Raw genomic sequence first — 14,353 nt, forward strand, 5'->3', positions numbered from 1 at the left:
AAACAGTATCAGTACCGTCAGATACATCGAAACTAAAGTTAACGTCACCGTTGAAGTTTTCATTTGGTGCAAAGGTGTATGTACCATTGCCATTGTCGGTGAGAATGCCGTCACCGCCATCATAAGTTACCCCTTCAACCGATAGGTTATCGCCTTCAATGTCCGTAGCACCTGTTAGTAGGTCTGCGTCCGTGAAGATAAGTGTGCCATCTTCTTCAATCTCGAACGTTTTATCTTCAGGAACTGGCGCATCATTTATTGGGCGAACCGTTAGATCAATTGCGCTGCTTATGGTTTCTTGGCCATCACTGATATCAAATGTTAGGTCAAGCTCACCGTTGAAATCTGCGGAAGGAACAACGGTAAAAGTACCATCACCATTGTCTTGAACGGTAGCATCAGCACCAACTTGAACGTTTGATGCAACTAGGTCATCTCCATCGACATCACTTGCGTATTCGAGTAGTTGTTCTTGATTAAATGTTATGGAGCCATCTTCATCCATGATGTAAGCAAGATCTTGCTCTACTTCTGGTGCGTCATTCTCACTTTCTACTTTGATTTTGAAGGTTTCGCTTACCGTTTCTGAATCAAAGTCGTCTTCAACTTCACTAATGGTCTCTTCATCTGAAGCTTGAACATCAACAGCAAACGTTTCTTCTACTGTCTGTGAATCAAGGCCATCATCAACTGGTTGTTCTGGTGCTTCGGAAGAATCTGCACTTGGTGATGCTGATGTTCTCCCTGCCTGCCCCTGCTCTTCATTACCTTCAGCAGTTGCACCGCCATCTGAAGCTTCATTGCTTTCACCACCTACAGCTTGAGCTCCAGCTCCTGAACCGCCACCGCTGCCGGCCGCTTCACCAGCTCCTGCATCAGAAGCTGCACCGCCAACGACATTCGACTGAGCATCACCAGAGTCACTACCACCTTCAGGTGTCTCTTCTTGAACTGCACCACCGGAAGCTGAAGCCTCTTCTTCGTTACCAGCGCCACTAGGGTTATCCGCTAGAGCTTGGTTAACTTCGTCAGCTGCATCCGTGTTTTCAGCACCAGTCGCTATTGTTGACGCGATCGTATTCTGTTGATTCTGTTGGTTCTGCTGCTGGGAGGGAGTACCAGCATCATTCGTGTCCGTTTGTTCGACAGCATCATTGAGATCTTCGTTTTGGTTATTTTGGTTATTTTCGCCTGCCATTACAGCCTCCGTTGCTACTAGCTAACTGATCGTTTAGAGGCATTAAAGGACACCATTTCGGAAAACCAAATTTTTATACAACATTTTTCATAATTTTATTTTTACAAATAAAGATGCAAAAAAAATTTGAAATCCCCCTTTAAAGATCCTTAGTTATTGTCATTAAAGCAATTAAGGCAGTGGAATGATGATAGACATGACAAATTTGTTGCGTTCAATCGACAACAACCACAAAGGGCTGCAATTGCTATTGGGAGATTTTTACAAGGACTTTTCCGACGCGGCAACAAACATCGAGCAGCTTCATCAAGGTAATCGTTTCGATGAGCTTAACCACTACTCGAGAAAGTTGAAGACAATCTTAGCCCTGCTATGCGACCAAGATTTACCGCCTAAGATGGCGAAGCTGGAACATTTAAGTAAACACGAATTCCCTGCTCCGGAAGAACTTACAAAGGATATAAAAGCCGAATTGCTAAACGTTAATCGACAAATAAATCATTTGTTAGAGCTAGAAGCCGTCCCAGATGACAAGGTATCGAGGTAGGTCATGAGCAATAATCAAATTGAGCATCACCTTAGAAAGGCCCTTGTTTCTAATACAGAAGCCACTAAGGTCACAGCAGACGACACAATAGTACTAGCAAGTGCAATGACTAGTGTTCACAAAACACTGCTTATTATATTCATGCTGGCACTGATTGCAGTTGCTGTGGCATCGCAAGCACGCATAGACATTGTGGTTTCTGTTCGTGGTGAACTGCTTTTGGAATCTGACGTGGAAAAAGTTCAACACCTAGAAGGTGGGATTCTAGAAGAGTTGCTCGTAAGAAAAGGCGAAGTCGTTTATGAAGGACAACCCATCGCGAGAATACGCTCACTCGACCGTAATACTCAACTTGATACGGTAAATACAGAGATAATCCAACTTGAACTAGACAAGATTCGTTATGAAAGCTTGCGCGATATGGTGGAGCCCGACTTCACCGCTTTCATTGAACAATATCCTGAACAAGTACAAACCAACATGAACACTTGGCGACAAGAGTTCTCTAAAAATCGGTCAAATGAAGAGCTCATCACTCATGATATAAAGCACAAAAACTCCCTTATTGGCTCAATGCTAAAGCGCCGTAAAAGTTCAGAGAATCAGCTTTCATTGATTCGTAAACAGCTCAATATCAAAAACACCCTCTATAAAGAAGAGATGGCTTCTTACGTAGATGTTCTCAATATGCAGGTTCAAGAGTCCAATATGGTGCGTGAAATAGAGAATCTGGATGAGTCGGTAATGAACGAGCGATTCCAACTCGACAAACTAGAAAAGCAACATCGTGATTTAGTTGAGAATCGAAATTCAGAGTATCAAGCACAAATCATTCAAGCTAACAAAGATCTGAAATTGAAACGAATCCTACAACCTCAGCATTCAGACAAGGTTGACCGTCTAGTCGTTTATTCACCCGTTGATGGAGTGGTCGACAAATTGCATTTTAATTTCCGTTCGGCGGTTATTCCTCCAGGCGAAAGTATCGCTGATATCGCACCGATCAATAACTCCCTTCACGGCGAAGCCAAAATCCCTCGTAAAGACATGGGGTTTGTGGAGATCGGCCAAGCAGTGAAAGTGAAAATGGATACGTATAACTTTGCCAAGTATGGCTTTGTAGAGGGAACCATTGCCTCTATCAGTCGCTCATCATACGAAGAAGAAGACGCTGAGTTCTATTTGGCAGAGATTGAGATAAGCCAAAATTTTCTAGAGCGAGGAGGCACACAATACAAACTATCCCCTTATATGGAATTTACTGCCGATGTCAAAACAGGCTCACGCCGAGTCATCGAATACGCAGCCAAGCCTGTAATGTCAGCCATCGAAGATGCATTCGATGAGAGGTAGTGAATGATCGGAAAGCCATCATACAATATATCGGTCCCAGCGCTGCGCCTAAGCATATTGTTTAGCGTGGTATTGGCTTCGCTCGCATTTTATTTGTACTTATCTTGGTCAAAAGTCGACTCTGTTTCACAAGTACAAAATGCCCCACTCCTTACTAAAGCCCAAGAGCTGAACCAAACCATTGAATTAGGCATACAAACCTTACAGCGCTGCTTAAAGGCAGATAACTGTAGCGAGAGCGATTTAAGCCTATCCAACCTGAAGAGTGAGATTGACGAGTTTCGTTCTTTGGCTTCTCTGAATAAAACTGAATTTAGTTTGGTTGGTGCGACCGAATATACACAACTTGAATTGGCGATTAACCGCTTTTCTGACAGCCCACAAGCTCGTAATGACGTACTCGACTTGTACCTTTCACTGACCAACAACTACCTGCAGATGGACGATAACTATCGCACCATGTTTAACAACCATGCAAGTGACCTAATGGCTGAGAAAAATGAGTTTTTCGTGTGGCTATTTATGGTGGTGGCAGTTTTGGCTGTGATTAGCGTATTGTCCAATTTAGTGGCGATATTTAAGCTTAAAAAATCCAGCTCAAATGAACGAGTCATCGATTATGAATTTGATGCGCTATACCAAGAGTTAAAGCAGCTTGATTTACAAAGACTTGAAGAGCTTCTCAACGAAGTGAGCATCAACCCCAAGCAGCGACAAATATACTCTCATCTCAAATTGATCTTCAGCAAATTAGAAGATCAAAAGCGCAATAACGACCTTTATAAACAACTGTATGCGCTCATCGGTTATGAAATTCGCGGTATTACCAACACCATCAACGGCGGTGTCCAATATCTAGTTCAAGAAACGGATGAAAGTGGCGTGTTAATGGCGAAGGACATTACCTCAGCTTCCAATACCCTTTCAGAGCTGGCTGAAAACTACAACCGTCTGATTTCTCAAGGGACAGAAAGCAAATCGAAAGAGTTTTCGCTATTGAATGTGTTGTCCGAGTTGATGATACATATCAGCGCAAAAGTGCAGCGTAATGAGGGTCAGCTCGACTGCTTCATTTCCGACAATTTACCCAATAGAGTTGAAGGACAATCCACCAGCTTGTTCTGGATTCTGTTTCTACAGCTATCAAACGCCATTCAACTTAAATCAAACAAGAAGTTATTTGTGACCATTGAATCTGGCGCAGCGTCCGATATGGAAAACACGCGAGTCACGATTAACCTCAACTTTCTCTCCACACTTGATGTATCGGTGGCAAAGTTGAATAAGCTCCACTGGAGTGCTCATAAAGACCACACAGCCAACACCGATGACTTGGCTAAGAGCGTGCTAAAAGACTATGGCTATTATGAAAGCCATTGGTTCCAATCTGGAGCACAAGAGCGCTTTCAGATTGAACTAGATCTCAAAGCAAAAAACTTCCATACAGAGAAAACCCGCTTCGATGGCAAGCGCTTACTGCTATGTGCTAACACTCAAGTTCGTATTGATGTCATGGGAAAGATGCTCGTTAACTTGGGGCTTGAGATCACCGAGATTCGCACCGCAAACGAACTGTTCTCAGCAGCTAAAACCTTTGGTGACTATGACGCAATCATGCTGACTGACACCTTTGAACCTAACAAGCTGCCTTCATTAAGCAAAACGGTGAAATCACAACTCAAGAACCACCCAAATACTAAACTTCTGCTCTCCGTGACCAGTACGCAACATGCACAAGAGTGTCATAGCTTTGTCGATAAGATCATAAACTCTCCTGCTATTCCGTATGAATTCATTCCGAACCTACTTGCCATCATGGAAGCAGAAGCATCGGAAGAGCAGATGGAAAACAGCTCATTCCTAATCGTAGAGGATGATCGAGTTCAGCAAATTCTTCTCAAACGAATTCTAACAAAACAAGAATACGAACCGGATACGGTTGGCGATGGTGCCGATGCGGTTAAGCACTTCATGAACAAGCGTTCTGACATCATCTTCATGGACTGCATTATGCCAGGCATGGGTGGCATTGAAGCAACCAAACGCATTCGTCAATTTGAACAAGAAAACGAGAAAAACCCTTGTACCATCATTGGTGCAACCGCATTGACCAGCAGTAATGAACATCAAGCGTGTATAGAAGCAGGGATGGATTACGTGATCAGCAAACCTTACAAGAGCGATGAAATCATCAAGGTGATCAACAAGTATGTGGCGGTACAAAAACTTAACTAGCGGCATTATTGCTGCACTTGCAATCAGCACGACTCCTTCGGCAATGGCAACTACCCTGCTTGAGGCGGTAGAGCTCGGCCTGCAAAACAGTCTATCCCTAAGAGCCAGTGACAAAGGCGTAGAAGAGAACGAATACAATATTGGTATTAGTCGTTCTAAGTTTCTCCCTTCATTAAATGGTGCCGCCGATACCACATGGAATGAAAATGAGACCTTGCTATCAGGAGCTCCTGATGAAACCTCTAGCTATAACTCCAACAGCTATAGCCTGTCTCTTTCTCAGTCGATATTCAACCTTGGTGATATTTTCAAATACGGCACCGCAAAGCTCGATTTCAATATCGAAGAGGTTAAGCACGAAAACAAAATCCAGAGCACTATTTCGGAGATTGGCTCTCAGTATTTTGAATACCTAAAAAACAACGCACAGATCAAAGCGACCATGGTCGAGCTTAAGTCATCAGAGACTCGAGAACATCAAATGCGACGTAACGTCGAGCTAGGCAACACCGCGGCCAGCGAGCTATATGAGGTTATTGCGCAAAAAGAAGGGGTCGCTAACCGATTAAGAACACTACAAAAAGATCGACGTGTCATTCTTAACGGGTTATCGATTCAGATTCAGTACCCTATTACTCCATCACAAGACATCTACGAAAGTGTTCCATTAAAAGAGATCAGTGAGACGGAGCAACGCTCAATTATGGACCAAGCGCTGAAGCTCAATAACGATCTGCTGGTCGCTAAGAAAAACGTCGAACGCAGCCGTCGTAGCTTAAAAGAGAGTGGGTCCAACTTTTTGCCGACCGTTTCTCTCTCTGCCAGTTACCGCCATGACGATGCCAATAACTACGACAAAACAGACGTTACTGCCACTGGTGAAAGTAACTCAACCAGTGTTGGGCTGAACCTAGCCGTACCTATCCTATCGGGTGGCTCGGACTACTATGGTTATCAAAAATCATCGACGGCCATCGAGCGCACAGAGTTGCTTTACCAAGACTCGCTGTACACCACTCGTAATAGCGTGAACACATCAGTTCTTAACATCAACGACTTTTCTCAGTCGATCAGCAGTTATGAAAACATCATTCGTGCTAACTACGCCTCTTATAAAGGGATTCAACGCGCATACCAACTGGGCACTCGTACTATCACCGATTTACTCGCCGCAGAAAGCAAACTGTTTAGTGCGTTGAGAGACTATGAAAGTGCACGGTACGATTACATCATTGAGACAATCAAGCTTGAGCAAATTAAAGGCGTACTGTCGATTCAGTCTATTGAGAGCATAATGCAGTTAATGAGCGACATCGAAGGACGTGACAACCAAGATTTAGTGCCGAAGCACCTTCTCTCAACCGAGTCGCTAAAGAAAGGAGGTCGCAATGCAAACTGAGCAGTTTTCTCAGAAAATCAATATGGCTGATAAGTGCTACCTCACTTTCTCTACCATTATTTCAACGCTATTTGGTTTAGTACTGCCCTTCTCGATTCTGATCATTTTTGACCGAGTGCTGCCGAACCAAGCGCAAGACACCCTTTTCTTGCTGTTCGCGATTATTTTGATTTCGATATTCCTCGACTACCACCTAAAAAACCAGGAGGAGAAAATTTCCTCCGTGATCATGAGGCAGTTTGAGACAAACCTAACCAACAAGGTATTCCAATCCATCTGTTTGGCTGAGATATCAAAATTTCGTCGCCTAGAGCCGGGGGAATATCTCGAACGCATCGCCACTATTCCCGAACTAAAAACCTTCTTTGGCGGGGAGTCGGTTAGAGCGCTCATCAACCTTGCGGTAAGTGTACTGACCATTCTTATCATAGGATTAATCAACATATGGGCAGGTATCACCCTTCTCATTGCCTCGCTGATCTTGGCTATATTCGCTTGGAGTCTTTCTAAACAGAAAATTGGTAGCTTGCAAAACAAGTCGGACATCGAAGGCTTAACCACATCTAAAATCATTGAAATCATATCAAGCCCGCTGGATATCAAAGCGCGAAATATGGAGTACCGCGTAGAAAGCTTGATGACACAAATGGTTGAAGAGCGTGAAGTCGAGAACATTAAATACGAACAGATTGAATCTAACTTCAGTTTGATATTAGCGCTCATTCAACAGCTCTCAATCGCTTGTGTGGTGGTTGTTTTGGCGACAGCCGTAATCAACATGGAATCAAGCCAAGGCATCATGGCGGCAATCATCATGCTGACTAACCGTTACTTCGCCCCCTACCAACAGGTGATGCGCACTGCGAGCCGATGGGAGCTCAACAAGCTCCATATTCAGCGTATTGCAGAACTGCTTGAGCTCGCAGCTTCTGTTGAACAGCAACATGAGACGACAGAAGTTGAGCGGATATCGGTTAAATACTCAGACAAGCAACGTATAGAGTTTGAGCGCGGCCAAGCGTATTTACTGACAGGGAAAAGTGGCGCCGGTAAAACGCACTTGGCGAACTGTATCACTCGACAAAACAGTGACAGCAAATTAGAGATAATGATCAACGACACACCGTTAGATGAGTTGAACTACAACGTTTGGCGTAACAGCGTATTGATGGTGGATAAGACCAGCTCCTTCGTAGAAGGCACCATTATCGATAACCTCACCTGTTTCCGTCCAAGCTTGAATAACACAGCCTTTGCTTTGTGTGAAACCATGAACATTAAGGCACAAATCGATGGGCTACCTGCTGGCTTTTATACCGAACTCAAGGGCCACATGAGAAACCCGTTCTCGCGCCAAGTGGGATACGCCCTATTGTTGGTTCGTGCGTTACTGGCAAGCAAGCGTGTCTTAATATTTGATGACATCGATTGTGTCTACGACGATGAGTTCGCCCGCTTAGTGCTCACCAGCACCGCTTACCGTGCCAACGATAAGATCCTCATTATTGCCAGCAACAAAATGGACAAACTGAATCACCGCCTCAAGCGCGTCAAACTTACAGGAGGTGACCAATGAGTATCCTAGTTGATTTCAACAATGTGCCGCAGCGAGTGCTCGATTTTGAAGCCAGCGGTTATGACGAGCGTTATGGTCAATCACCTCTAATTCGAGGCTTAGCCTACACCTTAATAGCCCTCGAATGGGAAGGCACGCCAGCGATACTCAGCGATGCATTCATTCCCAGACCAAAAGACAGCGACAGTTTTACCGCCACAATAGAGCGCCTGGGCTACCGCTGCGATGTCACCAAGTTAAAAACACTCGAAAACATCGATAAACACCCACATCCATGTTTTATCGAGATTGAAAACCTTAGCGCTATCTTTCTTGGTACCAAAGATGGCAAGTTAATGCTGTTTGATTACACAAACAACAACACCATCGAATATCCGATGTGTAAAAAGCCTTGCTTGCTGATTTCCATCAGTGAGTACTCTCGCCTATTCCGAGAGCCACCACCAGAATCACAAGACAGAAGTAACTGGATTAAATACGCGTTCTATCGATACAACAACGAACTCAAGAGCCTAATCATATTGAGCTTTGTGATCAGTATTTTAGGTGCACTTCAACCCTTCTTCATCATGAGTGTGTATAACTTCGCCTTGACGTCTAGCTCTGAAGCTACCCTCTATTGGTTGACCCTCTTTGCCGTGATTGTTGGGTTCTCTGAATACTTCTTCAAGAAGATGCGGGTCAACATCATCGCCACTTCAGGGAAAGATCTTGCGGTTCATATATCGCAAGCGGTGATATCGAAGTTGTTATGGCTCCCCTACGCGATGACCTCAACCGCAGGTGTCTCATCTCAACTTGCTCGTTTAAAAGATATCGATACGTTTAGACGCTTGGTGACCGCAGAATCGACACTCAGCTACTTTGATATGCCGTTTGTCATTGTGTTTATCATTGCCATTGCTCTAATGTCAGGTACCGCTGCACTCGTGGTAATGGGCGGATTGATCTTGATGTTGGTGTTCTGTATTTACTCGCGTTATATCTATTCTCAAGCAACTTCCAAAAGCTCTCGGGCTAACGCCATGGTTTCCTACCAATGGAACGAGATACTTCGTGGTATCAAAACCATTCAAGGGTTGCCACTTCTACGTGTAGTTCAATCTCGCTTTAGTGCATCACACTTGCAAAGTACCAGTGATGCAGAAAATGTCGCGGTGACGAATAGTAAAATTCAAGCCGCTGGCGGTAGTCTAATTCAGGTGATTGGTACTGCCAGTATTGTGACCGCCGTAATTGGCGTGATGGAAGGCACCTCAGATGCCGGAGCCATGCTCGCAACCGTGATTCTGGTATGGAAAGCCTTAGGTCCAATCATGGGCATCTACAACTCGATTTCTAAGTTTCAATCAATCAAAGCATCATCAGCACAAATCAACAATTTGATGTCGATGAATGACGACAAGTTAACACTAGAAAAAAGCCCACCGATTCGCCTATTCCAAGGCAGTATTGTAGGTAGTGGCGTGAGTCACCGGTACGCAGGTGCAGCAACAGGGCTAACCAACCTTGGTTTCAAAATACCACCCGCTGCAAAAGTGGTGATATGTGGGCCTACCGGATGCGGAAAAACGACTTTAATTTCAATCATTGCCGGTTTAGAAGACCGCTATCAAGGTGCTGTATCTGTCGATGGTTATAACATTAAGCAGTTCAACAGCTATCGCTACCGTACCTCGATTAACTACATTCCCTTTAACCTACATATTTTTGAAGGCTCATTAGAGACTAACTTCATTCTGCACAATGGTCTTGTTCCTACCGAGAAGATGCAAGAGATGGTCAGCTTCTTCGAGCTAGATGAATGGCTACCAGACGGGTTAGCAACACAGCTCAGTGTAGATAAATGTAAGAGCCTACCTAATGGGATTCAGCAAAAACTTCGCCTCGCGCTTGGCCTCGGCAACTGTGAGCAATCTCTGATAATCATCGATGAGCCATTCAATGGCGCCGAGCAAGAAAACGCACAATATTTTAACCGCTTATTTACTGATAAACTTCTGAATAAGAGCGTGATTTTCTCAACCAATGATCCGGGATTAATCGCGACATCGAACATGAGTCTAGTGTTAGAACCAGACGGAAACCTGAAGTATTTTGGTTTGACAGACAAATACTTAAATAGCTTAAGCTAAAAGTTCAACACACATACACAATTCATTTACTCGCTCAATGAATGCCATTGACATAAAGATGAACCAAAGGGATGATTCGCTGCAAAAGCCCACAGAACAAGGAATCAGATGTACACTTTCGTTGCAGACAAGCTTGATGTTACTTACTTATCCGCAATTCCTGAAAACCATCAACTTCAGGAATGTGATGTGCCTGAAGAGGAGCTCGAACTCAGAGAGATCGTTGAGATCTGGTACGAAAGCGCATTCCTGCCAGCGTTCAATCTACAACACCTAGAAATCGCCCAAAAAGCAGAGCTTACTATCGTACAGAGTCACGTGTTGAGCAACGACACCCAAACACTCGCATTCCTTCTAAAAAACAGGGTGTATCGTGCCGCGCTTAACCGAATCTTAGGTGTTTGGGTTTTGGAGCCTTCTGCAAAAACGATTTTAGAGCAACTTCTACTGGCGGCAAATCAAGACAAATCTCGTACTCATTGATCTATCTTTTGAGTTATTCATCAGTAAGCATTAGAAATAGCCTGCTATCAATCGCTAGAAATTAGTACAAATTATTCATTCAATCAAAATAAGTTTCGGAATCATAAGAACTTATACTCCTCCCACAGTTCCAAAAAATTAACCGACTCAAAGTTTCAATATCGCTAATTTTATTCTACTGTTTTTATATAAAAACAGTTGGATGGATCCTTATATGGCGATTACGGTCTGGAATAACCTTTCAGTCAAACATAAACTCTTTGGCTTAGTTCTACTTCCCATTTCACTTTTGCTCTTCCTCGCTGGCAGACAAGCCTATATTTTGACGACACAGTTAACTGATTTTGAGCGCACTAATCAGTTATCTGTCTACCTTCAAGATATTTCTGTCTTATACAGAAGCACCTTAGCGTCGAGTCCTGAAGAGTTTACCGCTCAAAGTGAACAAGTTAAGTCAGAACTCAAAACCTTATCTCCTATTATCTTCCTCGGGGCTTCTGATGACATGAATCAGTTAGTCGCGGATTTTAGCGAAGCTACCTTATCGACCATGGAAGCAACGGATACTTTCGATAAATTGGATGCCCTTGAATGGCAGAGCGATTTATATAAACAGTTGTTACTTGAAATCGAGAAAGTCCCATTTGAAAACACCAAGCGTGAAATCCAACAGCACCTTACCGCCTTACAACAACTCGAGTGGTTGATGTTCTGGTCGAACGAAGAATTTAAATTGGGCACCTCGCTTATTGAGATATTCCAAAGTAGCCAAGAATACGATCCCGAACTTGCAGAACAGATAAAGACCTTAAGTGAAAGGCAGCAACTGTTCTTGGAGCGCTTTGTGTCATTGAATGCTAACGAACATCAAGTGTCACTGATGGTTGAAGTATTTAGAAATGATGTGTTTGCTCAAAGCCAAGAGATCCGTAACGCACTGCTTGATCTAAACGCCATCAGTCAACTTACACCTCAAGAGATATCTGTCGGCTTGGAAGCAATGAGCGCGCGACTTAACCTATTGCAAAGTTTAGGGAACGTCATCAAACAAGAGTTCCAAGTTGAAGTTGAACAAGCAATCTCAGCGGCTCAAGTACAAAGAACATTATTCATCTCTTTAGTCGCCCTACTCGCAACGATTGTTATGGGCTTAACGCTGAGCTTAGCAAGACAGGTAACCAATAATCTTGGTTTGGTTCTGAAGTTCTTAAAGAGTGAGAATGATGAAACTCGCCCTTCACTGGAAAAGCTCATTCAAGGTAAAGATGAACTGAGTCTATTCGCTCAGCAAGTCGAGCGTTTAACTATTGAAAGAGAGCACGCTAAAGAAAAGCTTACGCTAGCGAAAGAAGACGCAGAGCGAGCTAAAGAGGACGCCGAAGAAGCGAAAGATCACGCAATACAAGCAAGTAAGGCGAAAAGTAGTTTCCTAGCCAACATGTCACACGAGATCCGTACCCCGTTAAATGGCGTTATCGGTATCTCAGAGATCCTTTCTGATACTCCATTAACCCCGACACAGCGTGATTATGTAGACACTATAGAAACCTCTTCTCAACTCTTGCTTAGCTTAATCAATGACATATTGGACTTCTCGAAAATTGAATCCGGTATGTTGCTGATCAGTCCACATTCTGCGTCTATCCGCGAATCCATTTATGACATTGCGTCGATTGTTGCGCCAAAAGCCAAAGAGCAAAAAATATCAGTCAACGTTGATATCAGCCCGGATACTCCAGCCCGAGTGATGATCGATGACCACCGTCTAAGACAAGTGCTGATGAACTTTATGTCGAATGCTGTGAAGTTCACAGCTGAAGGCGGCGTTACCCTCTCGATCAACACTCTCCAACAATCCGACGACAAGGTTACAGTGCGCTTTGCAGTGCGAGATACGGGTATTGGTATCGATAAGCAGCAGCAAAAACAGATATTCGAACCTTTTGCGCAAGAAGATGACTCAACAACTCGTCAGTTTGGTGGTACCGGCCTTGGACTTGCCATCAGTACTCAGCTCGTAGAGCTAATGGGCGGACAAATACAGTTAGATTCAGTGAAAGGCGAAGGTAGCTGTTTCTATTTCGACCTAGAATTAGCAGTCGATCTCATGCTACCGAAGCCAAGCTCTGCTTCCGCAGACATTTATATTCTTGGGCATGCTAATTTACTTTCAGAGCGTATCGAAAACGACCTAAAACTCTATGGATTAGAAGTCGCGCAAACCACCGATAATACGAACGAGATTAGTGACCAAATTGCCAACAAACAACACGCTAAACCGACTACGGTTATCTTTGCAGAAAGCGATGAGTTCCAAGCTAGCGACTATGCCGAACAACTAGATACGCTCCATAAAAATGGCGCGACTATTTGTTTAATTCGTTCCTTCCTCAGCGACCCCGCCGACATCGGGGAATGTATCGCGGCACAAGTGTCACAACCCCTGCTCGGTCTGCGCTTAATAAAAGCAGTCGAACTTTGCGATACCCAGGGGTTAGCTGAGCTATCGAATACAAACCAGTCCGAGCTTCAGGTTCAACATAAGATCTTGATTGTCGAAGATAACAAGATAAATCAAAAAATCGCCGGTCTACACGTCGGAAAAAGTGGGTTCGAATTTGAGTTCGCTAACAATGGGCAAGAGGCCGTGGATATGTTTACCGCGAATCCTCATTACGCAGCAATCTTAATGGATTGTATGATGCCTGTCATGGATGGCTTTGAGGCAACGGGTCACATTCGACGTATCGAGAAAGAGACAGAAGCAACCCGCCGCATCCCTATCATTGCGTTGACTGCCAGTGTTATCGATGACGACATACAAAAGTGTTTCGATGTGGGTATGGACGATTACGTGCCTAAGCCGTTCAAGTTCGAGATGTTAAAAGAGAAAGTGCTAACGGCTGTCGAAGCAATGCCGCTTCCAGCAACACACAATACAGCGCCAACGCACAACTCAACCGTTACCCCTATTCACAAAGCCACCTCTACAACTCAAGCAGCGAAAACCACGCTACCGGAGGAGCCTCAAGAAGAATCTGTACCAAGTAAATCTGAAAAGATTCTTTTAGTCGAAGACAATCGTGTAAATCAAAAAGTGGCGTCGGTCATGCTTAAAAAAGCAGGTTATACCTTTGAAATTGCGGACAACGGACAGATTGCCGTTGATATGTACCAGAGCGACAGCAGTTTCGACGTCATTTTGATGGACTGCATGATGCCCGTGATGGATGGCTTCACCGCAACCAAGGAGATTAGAGAACACGAGAAGAACTTAGGCTTAACAAAAACTCCAATCATCGCGTTAACTGCCAGCGTTATCGATGATGATATTCAAAAGTGCTTTGATTCCGGAATGGATGGTTACGTTGCGAAGCCCGTGAGAAAAGAAAAGCTATTCCATCAAATTGAAAGTGCGACTTGTTAG

Annotated in this window: 8 protein-coding genes and 1 pseudogene; 8 read left to right on the top strand and 1 reads right to left on the bottom strand. The window is 44.0% G+C overall.

Annotation, left to right across the window (positions count from 1 at the left end; genetic code table 11):
- Nucleotide 1: 1 nt before the first annotated feature.
- A pseudogene (locus OH460_RS27405) lies at nt 2-1,198 on the bottom strand (cadherin-like domain-containing protein); the annotation flags it as partial.
- Between the two features lie 184 nt (nt 1,199-1,382).
- Between OH460_RS27405 and OH460_RS03545 the strand changes: the two are divergent.
- The 8 genes from OH460_RS03545 to OH460_RS03580 all read left to right on the top strand — a co-directional run bounded on the left by OH460_RS03545 (nt 1,383) and on the right by OH460_RS03580 (nt 14,353).
- A complete protein-coding gene (locus OH460_RS03545) occupies nt 1,383-1,745 on the top strand; it encodes a hypothetical protein (protein WP_269995114.1) in 363 nt (120 codons plus the stop codon).
- Nucleotides 1,746-1,748: 3 nt separating this feature from the next.
- The gene (locus OH460_RS03550) at nt 1,749-3,098 is read left to right on the top strand and encodes an HlyD family type I secretion periplasmic adaptor subunit (RefSeq protein ID WP_269995115.1); all 1,350 of its coding nucleotides are present in this window, start codon (nt 1,749-1,751) and stop codon (nt 3,096-3,098) included.
- 3 nt (nt 3,099-3,101) lie between these two features.
- The gene (locus OH460_RS03555; RefSeq protein WP_269995117.1) at nt 3,102-5,333 is read left to right on the top strand and encodes an ATP-binding response regulator; all 2,232 of its coding nucleotides are present in this window, start codon (nt 3,102-3,104) and stop codon (nt 5,331-5,333) included.
- Complete coding sequence (locus tag OH460_RS03560; protein WP_269995119.1) at nt 5,308-6,732, top strand: TolC family protein; 1,425 nt, start codon at nt 5,308-5,310, stop codon at nt 6,730-6,732. The genes OH460_RS03555 and OH460_RS03560 overlap by 26 nt, the downstream gene beginning before the upstream one ends.
- The gene (locus tag OH460_RS03565) at nt 6,722-8,308 is read left to right on the top strand and encodes an ABC transporter transmembrane domain-containing protein (protein ID WP_128164138.1); all 1,587 of its coding nucleotides are present in this window, start codon (nt 6,722-6,724) and stop codon (nt 8,306-8,308) included. The genes OH460_RS03560 and OH460_RS03565 overlap by 11 nt, the downstream gene beginning before the upstream one ends.
- Entirely contained in the window at nt 8,305-10,443 is a 2,139-nt protein-coding gene (locus OH460_RS03570; RefSeq protein WP_269995122.1) for an ATP-binding cassette domain-containing protein, read from the top strand. The genes OH460_RS03565 and OH460_RS03570 overlap by 4 nt, the downstream gene beginning before the upstream one ends.
- A 108-nt stretch (nt 10,444-10,551) precedes the next feature.
- Nucleotides 10,552-10,926, top strand: coding sequence for a hypothetical protein (locus tag OH460_RS03575; protein WP_269995124.1), 375 nt, complete (start codon nt 10,552-10,554; stop codon nt 10,924-10,926).
- 214 nt (nt 10,927-11,140) lie between these two features.
- The gene (locus OH460_RS03580; RefSeq protein ID WP_269995126.1) at nt 11,141-14,353 is read left to right on the top strand and encodes a response regulator; all 3,213 of its coding nucleotides are present in this window, start codon (nt 11,141-11,143) and stop codon (nt 14,351-14,353) included.

This window comes from Vibrio sp. Makdt (assembly GCF_027587015.1).
Lineage (GTDB): Bacteria > Pseudomonadota > Gammaproteobacteria > Enterobacterales > Vibrionaceae > Vibrio > Vibrio chagasii_B.